The organism is Candidatus Rhodobacter oscarellae (assembly GCF_001078595.1).
GTDB lineage: Bacteria > Pseudomonadota > Alphaproteobacteria > Rhodobacterales > Rhodobacteraceae > Rhodobacter_B > Rhodobacter_B oscarellae.
The window spans coordinates 3,264,118-3,283,162 of the sequence record NZ_LFTY01000002.1; the positions used below are offsets into that span (position 1 = coordinate 3,264,118).

The following is a 19,045-nucleotide window of genomic DNA, read 5'->3' on the forward strand; positions in this document are numbered from 1 at the left end:
CGACGTGGGCGCGACCCAGATAGTGGTCGATGGCCGCATAGGCGTGCGCTCTGGCCATGGCGTCGTTCATCTGTCAGAGGCTTCGGTGCATCTTGAGAGTGGCGAGGCGCTGGCGGCGGACGCGGTGATCTACGCCACGGGGTATGGCGACATGACGGATTGGGCGGCCAAGCTGATCGACCAGGACACGGCCACAAGGATCGGCCCGTGCTGGGGCTATGGCTCTGGCACCAAGGGCGACCCCGGCCCCTGGATCGGAGAGCTGCGCAACATGTGGGTCGAGACGGCGCAGCCGGGCCTGTGGTTCACCGGCGGCAACCTCAGCCAGGCGCGCTATTTCTCGCGGCTGCTGGCGTTGCAACTGGCCAAACGGCATCGCGCGTGACCGGGCCCGCGGCCTTCCCCAAGCTCAACCGCGCCTTCAACAGCGTGTTCCAACCGGGGCGCCTGAGCCTTGGGCTGATCATCCCGCTCGAAGCCTATCCGCGCCACGCAGAGCCGACCATGGAGCACCACCTAGAGCGCGCGCGCCTGGCCGAAGAGCTGGGTTTTGCCGCGCTGTGGCTGCGCGATGTGCCGTTTAATGTGCCCAGCTTTGGCGATGCGGGGCAGATGTTCGACCCGTTTGTCTATCTGGGCATGCTGACGGCGGTGACCGACCGGATCGCGCTGAGCACGGGCAGTATCATCCTGCCCCTGCGCCATCCCGCCCATGTCGCCAAGGCCGCGGCCTCGGTGGATGTGCTGTCGGGCGGGCGGCTGTTGCTGGGCGTGGCCTCGGGTGACCGGCCAGAGGAATACCCCGCCATGGCGATGGGCTTTGAAGACCGGGGCGCGCGGTTCCGCGACGGCTTTGCCTATATCCGCGCGGCGGCGGGTGCTTACCCCGTGGCGCAGACCGACCAGGGCACGCTGAGCGGCGGCCTGGACATGCTGCCCAAGCCCACCGCCCGGCAGTTGCCGCTGCTGGTCACCGGGGGCAGCCAGCAGGACCCCGATTGGGTGGCCCGGCACAGCGATGGCTGGATCACCTATCCGCGCGGTGCTGCGGCGCAGGCCCGCGTCGTGGCGGACTACCGGCAGCGGGTGGCCGCGCAGGGCCAGCCGAGTAAACCGGTCTCGCAATCGCTCTACATCGACCTGCAATCCGATCCCACCGCCGCGCCGCGCCCGATCCACCTGGGCTTCTCCAGCGGGGTGGATTACCTGCTGCGCTACCTCGAAGAGCTGCAATCCTTGGGCGTGAACCACGTGGCGCTCAACATGCGGTTCAACCACGCGGATATCGAGGCGACCATGCACCGGCTTGCCAGCCAAGTCCTGCCGCATTTCCCAACCCTATCGGAGGCCCCATGACCAAGACGATCCTCATCACCGGCGCGACCGACGGGATTGGCCGCCTGACCGCGCAGATGCTGGCAGACCAGGGGCACACGCTGTTGCTGCATGGGCGCAGCGCCGACAAGCTCGCCCAGGTGGCGCAAGAGATCCCCGGGGCCGTCACCTATCGCGCCGATCTGTCCAGTCTGGAGGACACGCAAAAGCTGGCTGATGCAGTGCGGTCGGACCACGCTCGGCTCGACGTCTTGATCAACAACGCGGGCATCCTGAAGACCGCGCAGACCCGGGCGCCTTCGGGGCGCGATATCCGGTTCGAGGTAAACACCATCGCGCCCTATCTGCTGACCAAGGCGCTGCTTGGGGTCATCCCCCAGGAGGGGCGCATCGTGAACCTCTCCTCGGCGGCGCAAGAGCCGGTCGATGTTGCGGCGATGCTGGGCGCGGGGCAGCTAGAGGACTTCCCCGCCTATGCTCAAAGCAAGCTTGCGATCACCATCTGGTCGGCGGAACTGGCCAAGGCGCTGCCCGAGGGCCCCAGCGTTGTGGCGGTGAACCCTGGTTCGCTCTTGGCATCAAAGATGGTCAAGGAGGGCTTTGGAATTGCGGGCAATGATCTGTCAATCGGCGCTGATATCTTGATCCGGGCGGCTCTGTCAGAGGAATTCTCTGGCAGGTCAGGCCAGTATTTTGACAATGATGCCGGGCACTTCTCCCATCCTCATCCCGCTGCAGGCAATCCGAACGAAGTTGCAGGCGTCATGGCTGGGCTAGAGGAAGCACTCGCCGGGTATCGCTAAAGTCCAGCCGTTCTCGCGCCAATACACGCGCGACCGCCGGACGGTCACGGGATTGGCGCCGACCTTAGCTACCCTGTTAAAAGCCGCGTGGGCACATGACGGCGAGGTCCGACATCTGCCCCGCTCGGAATCCACGCACCCGGGGGTAGGAGCGGATTTGATTCACCAACTCAACTCTTGTGAGTGGCCGGAAACGGGGAATTTGCCGCCCCGCAGAAAAGCTCACGCCGCGCGTGCAAGGCGATTTTGCGCAAGCGAAAGTCGAAAGTCGACTCGGCCTCGCGACAGAGACATTCGTGTGGGGTGGGCTAGGCCATCCTTTTGCAAGGACCGCCTTTGCCCGTCTTGATGATGCTCAAAATGCCCTAGCCCGCGTCCCGCTGCGCGATCCAGTCGTGGTCGGGGTGGTTCTTGAACCGCCATTTGCGCAGCGGCCCCGCCATCACGTTCAGGTAGTACATGTCATAGCCATAGGGCGCGCCGCAGGGGTGGTGCCCCTTGGGCACCAGCACCACGTCGCCATCGCTGACCGCCATGGTCTCGTCGAGGCTGCCATCCTCGGTCCAGACCCGCTGGATGCCGAAGCCCTGCGCCGGGTTCAGCCGGTGGTAATAGGTCTCTTCCAGGTAGGTCATGTTCGGATAGTCGTCCTCGTCATGGCGATGCGCGGGCCAGCTTGACCAGTGCCCCGACGGCGTGAAGACCTCGGTCACCAGAAGGCTGTCGGCGACGTCCCGGCCCTCCATGCCGATATTGTTGATGTAGCGCGTGTTGGTGCCCTGTCCGCGCGGTTCAGTCTCGATCCCCGCCGGGCCGATCCCCGCGGCCTCGCGCCCGCCCTCGCCCGGCGCGGTGCAGACCGCCAGCACGCAGTCGGTGGTCGCCTCGGCCGCCCAGTCGCTGCCGTTGGGCACGTAGAGGCAATGCGGCGGCGTGCGTTCGAACACGTCCATCCGGTCGCCCATCTCGCCGAAATCCTGCCCCGCGGCGCGGAGCCGGGCCTTGCCCTCGACCAGCACCAGGATCGCCTCGCGGTCGCCGGTGGCCTCGGCGGCGGTCTCTCCCGGCGCCAGGCGATAGAGCCCGAACCCGACATAGCCCCACCCCGCGCTTTCCGGCGTGATCTCATGCACCTTGCCCGTGGTGCCAGTCGGCTTGACCAACAGCTTGCTCATTCCTCATCCTCATAATTCTTCGGGTCGAACACGACGAACCATTCATAGGCCAGAAACGCCGTCGCGGCGGTGAACACGCCCGCCCAGACCCAGTTGCCGTTCACGATCTCATAGCTTGTCCACGCCGCGGCCAGCCCGACGATCAGCGCGCGCCGCCAGAGCGGGCGAAACATCGCATGCCGCACATCGAATTGGTCGCGCCAGCTCACCGGGTGTTCCGCGTCGCCAACGCCGCCTCGTAGGCCTCGCGCGCCTCGCGCACCGCTTGGCGCTCGCTGACCTCGGGCACGGCGACCTCCCACCAGGTGCCGCCCGCCTCGGTGGACGGGTAGGGGTCGGTGTCGATCACCACCACATAGGGCCGCCCGTGCCCGTGGCGCTTGGCCAGCGCGTCCTCGAGTTCGGCAATGTTAGAGACCTTCACGGACACGGCCCCCATCGCGGCGGCATGGGCGGCAAAGTCGATCGCGCTGTCATTCTCGCCCGCCGCGTCCCTCAGCAGGTTGTTAAACTCCGCCCCGCCGGTGCCCATCTGCAGCCGGTTGATGCAGCCATAGCCGCGGTTGTCGGTCACGATCACGGTGAACTCGACGCCCATCATGGCCGCGGTGGCCATCTCGGAATTCGCCATCATATAGGTGCCGTCGCCGGTAAAGCACATCACGTCGCGCTCGGGCTCGGCCAGCTTGATGCCGATGGCGCCGGCGATCTCGTAGCCCATGCAGCTAAAGCCGTATTCCATGTGGTAGCTGCCGGGGCGGCCCGCCTTCCAGAGCTTGTGCAGCTCGCCCGGCATGGTGCCCGCGGCGCACATCGCCACGGTGTTGGGGCCCGCGGCGCGCTGCACCGCGCCGATCACCTGCATGTCGGTGGCCAGAGCGTTGCCATCGGGCGCGTCCGTCAGCGGGTCGACCGCGCCGAACCACTGCGTCTTGAGCCCCGCATCCGGCGCGGCGGCCTGGTTGCCGCCCAGCAGAGCCGACAGGGCCGCAAGCCCGGCCTGCGCGTCCGCCAGCATCGGCTCGGCCCCGTGCTTGGCCGCGTCATAGGCGTTCACGTTCAGCGTCGCGAGCGGCGCCGTGCCCATCAGCCCCCAGGACCCGGTGGTGAAATCCTGCAACCGCGTGCCGACGCCAAAGATTAGGTCCGCGGCCTCGATCAGCTTATTCGCCGCCGAGCCGCCGGTGACCCCAACGGGGCCAAAGTTCAGCGCGTGGTCCCAGGGCAGGGCGGATTTGCCCGCTTGGGTTTCCACGATGGGGATCTGATGCGCCTCGACGAAGCTTTGCAGTTGCTCATGCGCGCCGGAGTAATGCACCCCGCCACCGGCCACGATCACCGGGCTCCTCGCCGCGCGGATCATGTCGGCGACGCGTTTTGCCTCGCGCTGGTCGGGGGCGGGGCGGCGAATGTGCCATTCGCGCTGCTCAAAGAAGCTGACCGGGTAGTCATAGGCCTCGGCCTGGGTGTCCTGGCAGAACGCGAGCGTCACCGGCCCGGCCTGGGCCGGATCGGTCATCACCTGCATCGCGCGGGGCAGCGCGGTCAGCAGGTGCTCGGGCCGGGAGATCCGGTCGAAATAGCGGCTCACCGGGCGGAAGCAGTCATTCGCGCTGACCGTGCCGTCGCCGAAATCCTCGACCTGCTGCAGCACCGGGTCCGGGCCACGGTTGGCGAAGACATCGCCGGGCACCAGCAGCACGGGGATGCGGTTCACATGGGCCAGAGCGGCGGCGGTGACCATGTTCGTGGCCCCCGGGCCAATCGACGAGGTCACCATCATCGCGCGGGTGCGCCGCAGCTGCTTGGAGTAGGCAATCGCGGTATGCGCCATGGTCTGCTCGTTATGGCCGCGATAGGTCGGCAGCACGTCCTGCATCGGCTGAAGCGCCTCGCCGAGCCCCGCCACGTTGCCGTGGCCAAAGATCGCCCAGCAGCCCGCGATGAAGCTCTCGCCGCTTTCGGTCTTCTGCGCCGCAAGATAGCGCACCATCGCCTGCGCGGCGGTCAGTCTGATCGTTCCCATTTAAGCCTCCCTCGCCTTGTCCCAAGTGTGACATAGCGCCTGATATCTCTCGGCCATCATGGCGACGGCCGCGTCATCTGTCATCTCGCCCTTCAGCCACGCCCGCGCGGCGTCGCCAAAGATCGTGCGGCCCACGGCGAAGCCCTTGACCAGCGGCTGCTTGGCGGCCAGGGCGAAGCTTGCCTCTAGCTCGGCCTGCGGCGCGTCCAGCCCAAGCACCACGATTCCGCGCGTGTTCGGGTCGTTTTTGTTGATCGCCTCGCAGGCCTTGTCCCAGGCCGCGTCGGTCTTGAACGGCTCCAGCTTCCACCAGTCGGGGAAGACGCCCGCGTCATAGAAGCGCTGGATCACAGTCGGCGTGGTGTCGTCGTCCACGGGACCGGCCTTGGAGGGGATCACCTCCAGAAGGAACTCCAGCCGGTTGCGCCGCGCGGCGGTGAACAGGCGGTGCACGGTGTCGATGTGATCCGCCCAAAGCGCGTCATCGTCATCCGGGTGGGCAAAGCACAGGCACTTGACCACATGCTCCAGCGGCCACTCGCCCAGCCCGCCGAAATCGGCGCCGACATCCTCGATCCGAAGGGGGCGAGAGCCCGGGACCTCGGTGGGCCGCCCGATCCAGAGGCCTTGACCGACGGCCTTATAGAGCGCGTCGCGTCCAAGCCGCCGGTCGCAGAGGATGCCATGGCCAGGTTCGCCGGCTTGCACCTGCAAGGCGGCCGCGAGGCAGAGCTCTTTGAAATAGGGGATATGTTCGTGGCTGACGCCCGCCGCGTCGGCCATGTCCTCAAGCTGGCCGCGGTGGTCGAAGGCGAACACGCGCATCACCGGCCAGTCGCCCTTGCGGTTGGTGGCCCAGTGGATCTGCTCTAGCTCGGCATCGTTGCGCAGGTCCTTGCGGACCACGCCGCGCTCTAGGAAGAACTGTAGCTCCTCCCAGGACGGATAGGCAGGCGCGCATCCGTGCCGGCTGACCGCGAAGGCGCCGCAGGCATTGGCGTAGGTCAGCGCGGTGGGCCAGTCCTGGTCGGTCAGCCAGCCTTTGAGCAGGCCAGACATGAACCCGTCCCCGGCGCCCAGCACGTTGAACACCTCGATGGGGAAGCCCGGACCGCTCTCGCCGTCGTCCAAGCTGTCAGGTATCGCGCCCTGAAAGGCCGCCGCCCCCATAGGACCACGCTTGCACACAAGCGTGGCGCCCGAGACCGCGCGGACATTGCGCAGGGCCTGGATCGTGTCGGTGGAGCCGCCGGCGATGTGGAACTCTTCCTCGGTGCCCACGATCAAATCAAAGTGGTTTAGGGTCGATTGCAGCTTCTTAGTGACCCGCTCGGACTCGATGAACCGGTTCTCGCCGTCGCCATGCCCGCTGAGGCCCCAGAGGTTCGGGCGATAGTCGATATCCAGGGCGGTGCGGGCGCCATTCTCCCGCGCCAGGCGCAGCGCCTTGAGCACCGCCGCCTCTGTTTGCGGGTTCGACAGATGCGTGCCCGTCGCCGTCACGCAGCGCGCCCGCGTGATGAGCCCCTCGTCGATGTCATCCTCGCACAGCGCCATATCCGCGCAATCGCTGCGGTAGAAGATCAGCGGGAATTGCTCTTCGTCGCGGATGCCCAGCAGCACCAGCGCCGTCAGCCGTTCGGGGTCGGTCTTCACCCCCTCGACATTCACGCCCTCGGCCACCAACTGCTCGCGGATATACCGCCCCATATGCTCGTCGCCGACCCGGGTAATCAGAGCCGATTTCAGCCCAAGTCGCGCGGTTCCGGCGGCCATATTGGTGGGCGAGCCGCCGATGTATTTCTCGAACGAGCCCATATCCTCTAGCCGCCCGCCGACCTGCGCGCCGTAGAGATCCACCGAGGACCGCCCGATGGTAATTAGGTCGAGGTCCTTCATGCCAGGATCTCCGCCATTTGTACCGCGCGGCCTTCCGCGACAGATTTCACCGCGGCGTCCGCCAGGGCCAAGGCCATCATCCCGTCATAGCCGCCCGTGGGCGGGGCCTTGCCGTCGCGCACGCAGCCCACAAAGGTGGCGATCTCGTGGGCGTAGGCCGCCGTGTAGCGGGTCATAAAGAAGTTCTCGAGCGGCGGGCGGTGATAGCCCTTGGCGTCGGCGATCTCGATATTCGCCTCGTGCATGTTGCGGGCGTTGGCCATGCCCTCGCTGCCATGCACCTCGATCCGCTGGTCATAGCCGTAGGTGGCGCGGCGCGAGTTGGTGATCGTGGCCTGCTTGCCCGAGGCGGTGCGCAGGATCACGTTGAGCGAGTCAAAATCCCCCGCCTCGCCGATCGCGGGGTCGGTCAGCACCGAGGCGGAGGCGATCACCGTTTCCACCTCTTCGCCCAGCATCCAGCGCGCGATATCGAAATCATGGATCGTCATGTCGCGGAAGATCCCGCCGGAGCGCGCGATGTAGTCCAGCGGCGGCGCGCCGGGGTCGCGCGAGGTGATGGTGACCATTTCGACCGTGCCCACGCGCCCGTCGGCCACGGCGGCATGCAGCGCGGCGAAATCCGGGTCGTAGCGTCGGTTGAAGCCGACCATCAGCATGCCGCCGGTTTCCTCGACCACGGCCAAACAGTCTCTAACCCGGCCCAAATCGAGGTCGATTGGCTTCTCGCAGAACACCGCCTTGCCGGCACGGACGAACTGCTCGATCAGGTCGGCATGCATGTCGGTGGGCGTGCAGATCACAACCGCGTCCACGTCATCGGCGGCCGCGATCTGATCAATCGTGCGCACCTCTGCGCCATGCAACTGGGCCAGATCCTCTGCGGCGGCGGGCATCGCGTCGGCGACGGCCACAAGCTCGGCCCCTGTCACCGAGCCAATGGCTCCTGCGTGCACGCGCCCGATACGGCCCGCGCCAAGTACGGCAAACTTCATTCTTATACCTCGTCTGTGTCGGGATAGGCCCCGACCACTTGTTGATCGAAATCCATGAGCGCGCCGGTGACGACGCCGCTCGCGGGGCCTAGCAGAAAGCTGGTCTGCCAGGCGACATGTTCGGGTTTCACCAGCATGCCGAATGGCACGTTGTCTTCGACGCCATCGAGCCAGCCGTCCTCGCGGTCGTGGCTGACCTTCTGGCGCATGTCCTCGCCCGGCGTGTCCATCCAGCCGACATTGATGCCGTTGACGCGGATGCGGTGCTTGGTCAGCGCGCCCGCGGCGTTCTTTGTAATCCCGGCCAGCGCGGCCTTCGACGCGACATAAGGCGCCAGAAAGGACGTGCCGCCATAGACCACGATGGAGAGGATGTTGACGCAGGACCCGGTATGCCCCTCGGCGATGCAGTGGCGCGCGAATTCCTGCAGCGCAAAGAACGGCCCCTTGGCGTTGGGGTCCATGATCTCGTCCCAGCGGTCCGGCGTGGTGTCCAGGATCGAGCCCCGGGCGGTATTGGCCGCGCAGTTCACCAGCGCGTTGACGGGACCGATCAGTTCGACAGCCTGGCCGACCATCGCCTGCACGGCGGGGATGTCGGACATCTCCACCGGCAAAGTGTAGGCCCGGGCCCCCAGCGCGCGCAATTCCCGCACGGCGGCTGCGCCCTTCTCGGGGTTGCGCGAGGTGATGACCAGGCGGGTGCAGCCCTCGTCGATCAGTCGTTTCGCAATTGCCAGGCCAAGCCCTTGGCTGCCGCCGGTGATGATCGCACCAGTGGCTTCATGTGTGCGGTTCGCCATGCCCCACTCCTCCCCAGATGTGTGCTTGTAGTTGATGCGCAGGACGGTGACGGCATTCGGCTTTGCGGGTCAAGCCTTTCTCGCCGAAAAGCTATCATTCATGACGCGTTGCCGCGTGGGGCCTGATGGGTTTTCGTCAGCTCAAACGGACTCTGGCACGTAGAGGATTGGTTCGAGGAATTTCTGGCTGGGGACGGTGGCGTTTTCGCCCAGAACATGGTCCTTGATCAGGTCCACCAGGTCGGGGAAGAGCTGTCGCAGCGGCGTGGCGATCACCATTGTTAGATAGCCCTCGCCCAGCGCGCTGCGGCTCTCTGGCGTCAGCTCGTTCACAACAAGCGCCACGTCGCCGGGCTTGCGATTCTCGCGCAGCGCCTGGATCGCGCCCTCCATGCCGCCGCCCGCCAAGTAGAGGCCAACCAGGTCGCGGTTGCGGTCCAGCAGGTTAAGCGTGGCCTCATATGTCAGCTGCCGGGTCTCTAGGTTCACCAAGGTGTCCAGCACCTGGAAGTCCTTGCGCGCCTCGCGGAAGTAGCTGCGAAAGCCGGTCTCGCGCAGCTCGTGCCCGTGCCAGCGGTGCCCGCCAACGAAGACCGCGATCTTGCCGGCACGGCGCGCGGCCGTGCCCACCATCCAGGCCGCCATGCGCCCAACCTTTAGGTTATTGGTGCCGATATAGGTCAGGCGCTCGCCCTGCGCGAAGTCGTTGAAAAGCGCGCAGGTCGGGATGCCCGCCTCCTTCAGCGTCAGCACCGCCTCGGTCACCTGCACGTGGTTCACCGCGTTGGCGGCGACCACATCCACCCGCCCGCGCATCTGCACCATAAGGTTGGCGATATCCGCGGGGGTCTGCGTTTGCGCGAACTCTATCACAGCCTTGCCGCGGATGCCCGCGGCGCGCGCCATGGCGTCTTCGATCTCGGCGGCCACGTTCTGGTAGAAGGGCTGGAAGATCTTCTGCAGGATGAACCCCACGCGCAGCTCTGGCAGGTCGGCGCGCAGGCGCTGCTCGATAAGGTTGGTGGCGTGGTAGCCGATGCGATGCGCGGCCTCGCTGACCTTGCGCGCCGTCTCCTCGCGCACCTTCAGGCGCCCGTTCAGCACGCGGTCGACGGTGGCCACGCTGACCCCTGCCGCCTGGGCGATGTCCTGGATTGTGGGCCTGCGGGCCATCGGCGCGTCTCCAATGCTATACTTACATCATCGGCTTGACGGACTTTGAGGGATTCCGCGGCAAAATCAATCCCCGCCTTTGCAGAAAAAGCGAATATGGCTAGATTATCGCGACGGGGAGAGACCGCGACGTGACCGAGCGCGACTACAACTTGCTGGGAGAGACCGGGCGCCGGGCGGTAGAGACCGGCCTTGCCTCGGCGGAGTGGTATCACACCGACATCCCCCGCAAAGAGATGAAGGCGCTGATGCGGCGCAGCGATCAGCCCGCGATCGCGAACACGGCTCTGTATTACGGGCTGATGGTGGTCTTCGCCGGGATTGGCGTCGCGCTCTGGCCCAGCTGGTGGTCCGCGCCGTTCTGGCTGGCCTATGGCGCGCTTTATGGTTCCGGCAGCGACGCGCGCTGGCACGAGGCCGGGCATGGCACGATGTTCAAGACCGCGTGGATGAACGACCTGGTGTACCAGGTCGCCTGCTTCATGATCGTGCGGAACCCCGAGACCTGGCGCTGGAGCCACTTTCGCCACCACACGGATACGATCATCGTGGGGCGCGACCCCGAGATCGCGCTGATGCGCCCGCCCGCCATGGCGCGGGCCGTGCTGAACGTGGTCGGGCTGCCGGACATGCATGCCGGGCTGGCGCGCATGCTGTTGAACGCGTCCGGGCGGCTGGCGCCGGAGGAGCTGACATTCGTGCCGGAGGCGGAGCAGCCAAAGGTGGTGCGCGTGGCGCGGATCTGGGTGGCGATCTACGCGGCGACCCTGCTGGTCGCGATCCTCACCTGGTCGATCCTGCCCCTGATGGTGATCGGGCTGCCGCGGCTCTACGGCGCTTGGCATTTCATCATGACGGGGTATCTGCAGCACGGGGGCCTGGCGGACAATGTGCTGGATCACCGGCTCAACACGCGCACGGTCTATATGAACCCCATCAGCCGGTTCCTGTATCTGAACATGAACTACCATATCGAGCACCACATGTTCCCGATGGTGCCGTATCACCGGCTGCCGGAGCTGCACGCGCGGATCAAGGATGACCTGCCCGCGCCGAGCCCGTCGATCCTGCACGCCTATGCCGAGATGCTGCCGGTGATCTGGCGGCAATTCCGGGGGGAGGAGGTCTATCTGAGGCGCAAATTGCCTTCCGGCGCGCGACCCTACCGAGAGGACCTGCATGCGGCGGCGCTGGGGCAACCGGCGGAGTGATCGTGCCTTCTGTGGCCTATGCGCGACGCATCGGCACGGGGTGGCCCAATTTCATTCAGCGTTAGCTAAAAGTTAGCGATTCGGTCGAAAGAATGAAATTGGGTGGGAGCCGCCCGGCGCGCCGTGCCGGCGCCCACCCTGATCTATCTGTCGCGCAGATTTCTGAAGTTTCCGTTAAGTTTCAACCGCTGTGACAACGCGCCCCAGCCGTTCATCGCTCAGCGAAACATCGGCGGCCTGGCATCCACCCAATCGCCGCCTGATTTGGCAGAGGCGACCGCCTGATGCACCGCCGCCATCGACCGCAGCCCGGCCTCAGCTCCTGGCAGGCCGTCACGCGACTCGCCTCGGATCGCCGCCGCGAGATCGACATAGATATTTGCCACCGCGAGCGGGAACCCTTCAGGATGCGCAATCGCAACCCGGCTGAGGCGCGCGGCGTCGTCATGCAGCCCGCCCTCACCCTTCTCGATGATCTGCGTGCGCCCGCCCATGGGCGTGTAGATCAGCTGGTTCGGTTGCTCGGAGGCCCAGCGCAGCCCGCCGGTCTCGCCGAAGATCTGTATATCAAAGCCGTGCTGCCGCCCGATCGCCACCGAAGAGGTCCAGAGCCGACCCACGGTGCCGCCCGCCATGCGGAAGTTCACCATCGCGTCGTCCTCAAGCTCGCGGCTTGGGATGGTGGAGGCGAAATCCGCCGACAGCGTCTCGACCTCGTCATCGCAAATGAAGCTCGCCATGTGCAGCGCGTGGATGCCGCAATCCGCGAACTGCCCCGAAACGCCCGCCATCGCCGGGTCATAGCGCCAGCGCACCCGCGGGTTGTCGGCGTCGGTTGCGTCGCCGTGATGGCCGTGGCTGAAATTCGTCACCACCAGGCGCACCTTGCCGATCTCGCCCGCGCGGACCATGGCGCGTGCCTGGCGCACCATCGGGTAGGCCGAGTAGCAGTAGTTCACCGCGCAGATCTTGCCGCTCGTCTCGGCCACGCGCAGGATCTCCTCGCCCTCTTCTACCGTCATGGTCATCGGCTTTTCGCAGAGCACGTTGAACCCGGCCTCTAGATAGGCCTTGGTGATCTCGAAATGCGTGGCGTTGGGGGTTGCGACGGTGACGAGGTCAAGCTTGCCGCGCTCGGCCTCCAGCATCTCTTGCCAGTCGGCATAGCCGCGCACGCCCAGCTCTGCGGCATAGGCGCGGCCCGCCTCGGCGTCATGGTCCAGCGCGCCCGCGGCGAACTCAAACAGCCCGTCCGCCTGTGCGCCCAAGCGGTGCGCCGGTCCGATCTGGCTGCCCTTGCCGCCGCCGATCATGCCCCATTTCAGTTTGGTCATGCGTTTGCTCCTTGCGGTGGCCGGAGTTTTGCAAAACTCCGACCCAAAATCTTCCAAGATTTTGGCGCCCCTAGAACCCGATGCTCTTCAGGTAGCTGCCGTTATGGGTATTGTCGTCCAGCGGCGAGGTCTTGCCCTGCGGGTCGCAGTCCTGCTCGACCGTGCACCAGCCCTCGAACCCCGCGTCCAGCAGGATCTGCCGCACGGTCGGGAGATCGACGTCCCCCAGCCCCAGCTTGCAAAAGATCCCCTCGGCGCAGGCCTCATAGAACCCGATCTGGTTCGCCACCGCCCAGGCCTTCACCTTGGGGTCGATGTCCTTGAAGTGCATATAGCTGATGCGGTCCATCCATTTGCGCATGAAGGCCACCGGGTCGTAGCCCGCGTAGGAATGGTGCCCGGTGTCAAAGCAGATCTTCAGCACGTCCGGGTCGGTCTCTTCCAGCAGCCGCTCCAGCTCGGGCTCGAAATCCATGAACCCTGCCGCGTGGGCGTGGATGCCGACGGTCAGCCCGTATTCCTCGGAGCCCATCTTGGCGATGGTGGCGAGGCGGTCGCGATAGGCGGCCCACTCGGCGGCGTCCATCTGTTCGGCGTCGCCCCAGTGGCCAGCCGTCGCCGCGCGGCGCGGCGAGATGCTGTCGATCAGCACCAGGTGCTGCGCGCCATGGGCCACCAGCGCCTTGCAGGTCCGCACCGAGCCGTCCATCACGTCATCCCAGGCGCCCGCGTCGTGGAAGGGCCGGAACACCACGCCGCCGATCAGCTCTAGCGCATGCTCGTCCAGCGCCTCGCCAAGCTCGACCGGATCCTCGGGCACAAAGCCAACGGGGCCCAGTTCGATCCCGTCAAAGCCCGCCTGCTTGCATTCCGCCAGCACCCGGCGCCAGGGCGGGTTGCGCGGGTCGTCCGCGAATTCAACGCCCCAGGAACAGGGCGCGTTGCCAATGCGGATTGTCATGAGGGGCCTCCCAGGATTCGGCGCGGTATTGCGGGCCCCCATCACCACGTGATCCACGGCGCGTCAATGTTCCGGATGCCGTCGCGCCACAAACCCGCGCGGTTTCATTGCAAAATTGATAGGTAAGCCCGAATTGCCGCACGACCCCTGAGAGGTTACTTTCAGGAGCGCTTTGGGGAAGGCGCGGAGCCGGGGTTCAGCGCCAGATTTATGGCCGCGATAAGATCCTCGCGCCCAACCGGCTTCATGACCATCACGTCTTCGGGGCTGACGCCATTGCCATGCATGATGGCCTCTTGCGGGTAGCCCGAAAGCAGCACGCCCGGCAGATCCTTGTCGGTCTCGCGCAGGCGCCGCAGCAGGGACGGTCCCTGTAGATCGCCGGGCATCACGATGTCTGACACGACCACGTCGAACGGGCCATCGGTCTGATAGGCGTGCTCTGCGGCGGCGCTTTCGGCGGCCGGCACAACGCACATCCCGCTGATCTCAAGCTGACGGGTGAGGATTTTGCGCACAGTGTCGTCGTCCTCGACCAGCAGCACGCGCAGCGACGCGGGCGGGGTCGCGACGTCGGGCATCTCGGCGGGCTCGGCCACGGCGTCTTGCGCCACGGCGGCCTGGAACAGCAGCTTGAAGGTGGTGCCGACGCCGGGCTCGGAATACACACGCACGGTGCCGCCGGTCTGGCGCATAAAGCCCTGCACCATGGAAAGCCCGAGGCCAGAATTCTTGCTGAATTCCTTGGTGGTAAAGAACGGCTCGAAGATATTCGCCATCAGCTCTTTTTGAATGCCGCGCCCGGTGTCGGTGACCGCCAGCATCACATATTCGCCGGGCTCGATCTCTTCGCCCGCCGCATCGATCTGGTCGTTCGAAAGCGTGACATTGCTGGTCTCAATTGTCAGCCTGCCGCCATCGGGCATCGCGTCGCGCGCGTTGATCGCAAGGTTCAAAAGCGTGCTTTCGGTCAGGCTGCGGTCGGCGACCACGGTGCTGAGGTCATCGCTGAGGACGACCTCGAGCGAAATGCTCTCTGGCAGGGTTCGGCGCAGCATGCCATGCATTTCCGCGACGATCTCGTTCAGCTGCAGGTCCGAGGGGTCCAGCGGCGCGCGCCGGGCAAAGCTGAGCATGCTCATGGTAAGGTCTCGCCCGCGGAGGGTCGCGTTGATGGCGTCCTGGAACATCTCGTCGCGTTCCTCGTCCGTCGGCGCCTCTTGCAGCAGCTCCAGATTGCCCAGGATCACCGCCAGCAGGTTGTTGAAGTCATGCGCCACGCCGCCGGTCATCTTGCCGATGCTGTCCATCTTCTGCGCCTCGAACAGCTTTAGCTCGGTCTCGTACTGGTCGGTGACATCCAGCGTCGAGCCGCTGACCCGGATGACGTTGCCGACGTCATCAAAGATCGGGCGGGCCACCTCGCGCAGGCGGCGCGTGCCAGAGCTTGTCTTGACGCGGTAGCTGACCTCGATGATGTGGCCGTCGCACAGCTCTTGGTACTTTTCTGCGACCTTTGTGCGGTCATCTGGGTGAATCAGCTCAAGGGCGGCGGCGCGCCCGTCCGCCGCGGCGATGAACTGGGTCGGGGTCATGCCATAGGCTGCCGCGTGTTGGCCCGAGCACAGCTCGCACCGGTCTTCGATGCTGTCCCAGACATAATAGCCCAGCCTTGCCAGTTGCACGGCCTGCTCGAGCCGCGTCTCGCGCTCTTCCGCCAGGTCCTGGCTGCGCTGGCGCTCGGCGATCTCGCCAGCAAGGCGACGGTTGGCGGATTGCAGGTCGTCCGTGCGCTGCCGCACGCGATCCTCCAGCCGCGCGTTCATGCTTTGGATCTCGCGCCGATCGGCGCGCAAAAGAAGGATGCTGCACACCCCGAACAGGGCCATCCCGACGATCAGGCCGAACACCAGGTTCGTTTGCGCAAGCTGGTGGCGCACAAGCGTGGTTTGGTTGCGCACGCGACTGTCCTTGGACGCAAGGTGCAGCGCGCGCGCCTCGAAAACAATCGGGCGTATCCTGTTTTTTATGGCCACGGCGCCGGCGACGTCCAAGGGTTGCAGCGCCGCGACGGGCGCCTCGACCTCTTGCAGGGCCTCCCGGCTAGACTGCAGCGTCTGCATCGCCAGCTCGTAGGTCGTCTCATCGGTCCAGAAGACCTCTGGGTCGAGCTCGTTGAAAACGCGGCTCCACAGAATGTCGAAGCGCAGCGTGACCGCGCCGGGCTCTAGCGAGGGGTCATTCACGGCAGACCGCGACAGGGCGTCTTGCAACAGCAGGGCCTCGACCTCCATCTGGCCGGCATAGAAGGTCAGGTTGTCATTGAAGTTCTGGCTTGTTTCCTGCGCCGTGCGGATCGCCGAGACGATCACGACAATAGACAGCGCCGCCATAAGCACGGCGCCGTAAAGCAGCATTCGGTCAAAAATTCCGCGCCACCTGATCATCAGTTCGGTCTCTTTAAGTGTATCAACGGATTTCGATTGAGCGGAGCTGCCAGATGGAGCGCGTATAAAAAAGCTCGTTCCGCAGGCTCCGCACGTCGCTATAGGGGTAGATCACCCACAAGGGGCCACGATTGCGTATCGTAAGGTATTCGCCATTCATCTTCGTCGCCATAATGACGTTATACCGATCAAAATCTGATATCGGAATATCCACCGAGTAATCATTCAGAGCGACCGCCGAGATGACGTCGCCCTGCGCCCCGGCATCCGCAAGCAGATCACGCATCAACACGCCAGTGAAACTTGTCCGGCCCGGGGTCCAAGGGGTCTCGGTGATGATCTCGTGCAGGCCCAACCCCTCGATTTGCTGCATATCGTAACGCCGAACGCCATCGTTCGAGGCGTTGGCCAAGGCCCCACTGATTTCTAGAATGACAAGACCCTTGGGATCGTCTTCCCCGGCACGTAGCGCCGAAGGGATCAAAAGAGCCATTACGAAACACCAACGGGCAATGTAGTGGATCGGTCTCACGTCGCGCCTTCCCCAAAGTTGATACCGGCAACTTGGACTGAAATTGAGCTGTTAACAACCCCAGGGTGCGCAATCGGAACATATTGCAATCTATTGCGTTTCCGCGTCCGCCGTTATCGTCTCGGACGCAAGGACAGGCACGCGGCCGGTGGCGTAACTTCTGTGATCGTTGGTATTTAAGACCACCACAACTTCGTAGGTGCCGGCGGGCAGCTCTCCTATGGTGAACTCCGTCGTGAAGAGGCGGCCCAGTTTAAGGCCGTTTAGGTAGAGATGCGCGTGGCCTTGACCGGGTTGGTGCGGCCCGTCCACGGCGTCCTTGGCGAAGCTAAAGTTCTCGACCGTCAGCTGCCCCTCCCACGGGCCGGTGGGGCCTTTTTGCGACAGCTGCATCGAGATCGTCGGCGCGGTTTCCTCCTCGGGCACAACATGCAACGCGTCATGCGACATGCCCGCGCCGCCGCTGATGCGCGCCCGCGCCGCGACCCGGCCCGCGCGTTCGAACCAGAGCGTGACCGGTACCAGCCGTCCCTCGGTCGTGCCGCCCTGCAGGCCCATCAGCATCCCGTGGACCCCGTCCATGGCCAGGCTGGCCGTGCCGCTATCCGGCACCGCCAGATCGCCGGTCGCCCCCGAGAACGCCACCCGCGATGCCGCATCGGATCCCACGCCCAACAGCTTATCCGGGGCGCCCTGGTTCTCGATCTTGGCCAGCAGGGCGAACCCGCCGCCCATCGGTTCCAGCTTGACATCGCTGACGGTGATGCCGCTAGGCTCCTCTGTGAAAAGAAGGAATGACAGGGCCGCGATGCCGAAAAAGCCCAGGGCCAGAAGTAGTCTTGCCAATTCCATGCGACGGCTCCGCCTGTATCCTTCTTTGGCGCAGCATAAGCTGCCATGCCTAATTCTCAACCTATGCGCCGTGGTGGCGCCGCAGCGCAGCTGGGCGCATGCCTCGGAGCAGGGTTTTGTCCTGCTGCTGCCAACCGACCTCTATACTGGGGCAGGCGTGGTTGCTGTTTTGTTAACGGTGCTTGCCCTTGCGGTCGCGCCGCGCCGGAGCGCCTTACGAATAAATGCAACTGTGCCTATACTTGAGGCAAAAGCGCGGCGCGCGCAACTCTCAATAAGCATCTGTTCCTGCGTAATTTTCTGGCTGCTGATCTGGGTTGGGCTGGCGGGGCCGCGGGACCCTTTGGCGAACCCGCTGGTCCTGATGGTCTGGACGGTTTTTTGGATGGGGTTGCTGACCGTGCAGGGGCTGGCTGGCGACATCTGGACGTATCTGAACCCATTCACAGCCCCGGCCTGGCTGGCGCGCTCTGGGCTTGGCTGGCGCGCGCCGCTTTGCCTGCCCGCGTGGCTTGGGTATTGGCCGGCGCTTGCGGGGTTCTTGCTGTTCGGCTTCGTGCTGCTGGCCGACCCGGCGCCCGCGGACCCGGACCATCTGGCGCGGCTGGCGGCGGGCTATTGGGTGTTCCATTTCGCCCTGGCGCTGCTCTATGGACCGGCCTGGCTGCGCCGGGGCGAGCCCTTTGCCGTTCTGTTCCGCGCCATCGGCTGGGTGGGGATCTGCGCCCGCTCTGGGGGCCGGCTGCGGCTGGGCCCGCCGGGCTGGCAGATCGCCACGGGCGCGGCGCCGCCGCTGAGCCTGGCCGTCTTCTGCGTCATGGTGCTGGCCACGGGCAGTTTTGATGGGCTGAACGAGACCTTCTGGTGGCTGGGCGTGCTGGGAATGAACCCGCTGGAGTTCTCGGGCCGCTCTGCGGTGGTCTGGCAGAACACGGCCGGGCTTTTATTGGCCAATCTGTTTCTGGTGCTGGTCTTCGCGCTGACCTTGACGCTGGGCCAGCGCCTGGCGGGGCAGGGGCCGCACCTGACGCGGGGGATGCGGCTTTTTGCGCCGACGCTTCTGCCCATCGCGCTGGGCTATCACGTGGCGCATTACCTGCCGAGTTTCCTGGTGGACAGCCAATACGCGCTGGTGGCGTTGAGCGACCCGCTCATGTCCGGCGCAGACTGGCTGCGGCTGGGCGAGTTCTTTGTTTCCACGGGGTTCTTTAACTCCAAGGATAGTGTACGGGTGATCTATCTAAGCCAAGCTGGCGCAGTGGTGGCGGGGCATGTATTGGCGGTGCTGACCGCACATGCGGTGGCGCTGAAGGCTTACGGGTCGCATCGCGAGGCGGTTCTTAGCCAGGTACCGCTGGCCGTGTTCATGCTCGGCTATACTTGGTTCGGGCTCTGGCTCTTGGCTTCGCCTCGATTCTAGTTGTCCAAAGTATAAGAAATTAATTTGTAGACAAACGAGTTCGCAGTTCGCACACTAATCTAGATGCTCAAAGACATTG

The 19,045-nt window shown here is 65.2% G+C and carries 17 protein-coding genes; 5 read left to right on the forward strand and 12 right to left on the reverse strand.

The genetic code is table 11. The features are described 5' to 3' along the window. Nucleotides 1–4 precede the first annotated feature (4 nt). The 3 genes from AIOL_RS25270 to AIOL_RS20335 are packed head-to-tail and all read left to right on the forward strand — an operon-like array spanning nucleotide 5 to nucleotide 2,138. Nucleotides 5–385, forward strand: coding sequence for a hypothetical protein (locus tag AIOL_RS25270; RefSeq protein ID WP_053101325.1), 381 nt, complete (start codon nucleotides 5–7; stop codon nucleotides 383–385). Then, complete coding sequence (locus AIOL_RS20330; protein WP_049644660.1) at nucleotides 382–1,356, forward strand: LLM class oxidoreductase; 975 nt, start codon at nucleotides 382–384, stop codon at nucleotides 1,354–1,356. The genes AIOL_RS25270 and AIOL_RS20330 overlap by 4 nt, the downstream gene beginning before the upstream one ends. After that, the gene (locus tag AIOL_RS20335; RefSeq protein ID WP_049644661.1) at nucleotides 1,353–2,138 is read left to right on the forward strand and encodes an SDR family NAD(P)-dependent oxidoreductase; all 786 of its coding nucleotides are present in this window, start codon (nucleotides 1,353–1,355) and stop codon (nucleotides 2,136–2,138) included. The genes AIOL_RS20330 and AIOL_RS20335 overlap by 4 nt, the downstream gene beginning before the upstream one ends. 365 nt (nucleotides 2,139–2,503) lie before the next feature. Here the strand turns inward: AIOL_RS20335 and iolB are convergent, their stop codons facing one another. The 7 genes from iolB to AIOL_RS20370 form a co-directional block, all read right to left on the reverse strand. Beyond that, a complete protein-coding gene (gene iolB / locus AIOL_RS20340) occupies nucleotides 2,504–3,313 on the reverse strand; it encodes a 5-deoxy-glucuronate isomerase (RefSeq protein WP_049644662.1) in 810 nt (269 codons plus the stop codon). Further along, a complete protein-coding gene (locus tag AIOL_RS20345) occupies nucleotides 3,310–3,522 on the reverse strand; it encodes a hypothetical protein (RefSeq protein ID WP_049644663.1) in 213 nt (70 codons plus the stop codon). The genes iolB and AIOL_RS20345 overlap by 4 nt, the downstream gene beginning before the upstream one ends. After that, complete coding sequence (gene iolD / locus AIOL_RS20350) at nucleotides 3,519–5,339, reverse strand: 3D-(3,5/4)-trihydroxycyclohexane-1,2-dione acylhydrolase (decyclizing) (protein WP_049644664.1); 1,821 nt, start codon at nucleotides 5,337–5,339, stop codon at nucleotides 3,519–3,521. Before iolD ends, AIOL_RS20345 begins: the two co-directional genes overlap by 4 nt. Further along, nucleotides 5,340–7,238 carry a bifunctional 5-dehydro-2-deoxygluconokinase/5-dehydro-2-deoxyphosphogluconate aldolase gene (locus AIOL_RS20355; RefSeq protein WP_049644665.1) on the reverse strand — a complete coding sequence of 633 codons (1,899 nt, stop codon included), beginning with the start codon at nucleotides 7,236–7,238 and terminating at the stop codon, nucleotides 5,340–5,342. It lies immediately after the preceding gene. After that, complete coding sequence (iolG, locus tag AIOL_RS20360) at nucleotides 7,235–8,233, reverse strand: inositol 2-dehydrogenase (RefSeq protein WP_082152708.1); 999 nt, start codon at nucleotides 8,231–8,233, stop codon at nucleotides 7,235–7,237. The genes AIOL_RS20355 and iolG overlap by 4 nt, the downstream gene beginning before the upstream one ends. A gap of 2 nt (nucleotides 8,234–8,235) precedes the next feature. Further along, nucleotides 8,236–9,036 carry an SDR family oxidoreductase gene (locus AIOL_RS20365; protein WP_049644667.1) on the reverse strand — a complete coding sequence of 267 codons (801 nt, stop codon included), beginning with the start codon at nucleotides 9,034–9,036 and terminating at the stop codon, nucleotides 8,236–8,238. 141 nt (nucleotides 9,037–9,177) lie between these two features. After that, nucleotides 9,178–10,209, reverse strand: a complete 1,032-nt coding sequence (locus AIOL_RS20370) for a LacI family DNA-binding transcriptional regulator (protein ID WP_049644668.1) — start codon at nucleotides 10,207–10,209, stop codon at nucleotides 9,178–9,180. A 131-nt stretch (nucleotides 10,210–10,340) separates the two neighbouring features. Between AIOL_RS20370 and AIOL_RS20375 the strand changes: the two genes are divergently transcribed. After that, a complete protein-coding gene (locus AIOL_RS20375; protein ID WP_049644669.1) occupies nucleotides 10,341–11,420 on the forward strand; it encodes a fatty acid desaturase family protein in 1,080 nt (359 codons plus the stop codon). 218 nt (nucleotides 11,421–11,638) lie between these two features. On the opposite strand, the gene AIOL_RS20380 is transcribed toward AIOL_RS20375, so the two are convergent. The 5 genes from AIOL_RS20380 to AIOL_RS24020 all read right to left on the reverse strand — a co-directional run bounded on the left by AIOL_RS20380 (nucleotide 11,639) and on the right by AIOL_RS24020 (nucleotide 17,546). Beyond that, complete coding sequence (locus tag AIOL_RS20380) at nucleotides 11,639–12,754, reverse strand: Gfo/Idh/MocA family protein (RefSeq protein WP_049644670.1); 1,116 nt, start codon at nucleotides 12,752–12,754, stop codon at nucleotides 11,639–11,641. 70 nt (nucleotides 12,755–12,824) lie between these two features. Next, entirely contained in the window at nucleotides 12,825–13,715 is an 891-nt protein-coding gene (locus AIOL_RS20385; protein ID WP_049644671.1) for a sugar phosphate isomerase/epimerase family protein, read from the reverse strand. A gap of 161 nt (nucleotides 13,716–13,876) precedes the next feature. Next, nucleotides 13,877–16,162, reverse strand: coding sequence for a PAS domain-containing hybrid sensor histidine kinase/response regulator (locus tag AIOL_RS20390; protein ID WP_082152709.1), 2,286 nt, complete (start codon nucleotides 16,160–16,162; stop codon nucleotides 13,877–13,879). Between the two features lie 22 nt (nucleotides 16,163–16,184). Then, nucleotides 16,185–16,655, reverse strand: coding sequence for a molybdopterin-dependent oxidoreductase (locus tag AIOL_RS20395; protein WP_049644673.1), 471 nt, complete (start codon nucleotides 16,653–16,655; stop codon nucleotides 16,185–16,187). A gap of 129 nt (nucleotides 16,656–16,784) precedes the next feature. Further along, nucleotides 16,785–17,546 (reverse strand): copper chaperone PCu(A)C, encoded by a 762-nt coding sequence (locus tag AIOL_RS24020; RefSeq protein ID WP_053101326.1) that lies wholly within the window; start codon nucleotides 17,544–17,546, stop codon nucleotides 16,785–16,787. Between the two features lie 364 nt (nucleotides 17,547–17,910). Here AIOL_RS24020 and AIOL_RS20405 point away from each other — a divergent pair, with 364 nt between their 5' ends. Further along, on the forward strand, nucleotides 17,911–18,966 hold the full coding sequence (locus AIOL_RS20405) for a hypothetical protein (RefSeq protein ID WP_235439110.1): 1,056 nt from the start codon (nucleotides 17,911–17,913) through the stop codon (nucleotides 18,964–18,966). Nucleotides 18,967–19,045: the final 79 nt, after the last annotated feature.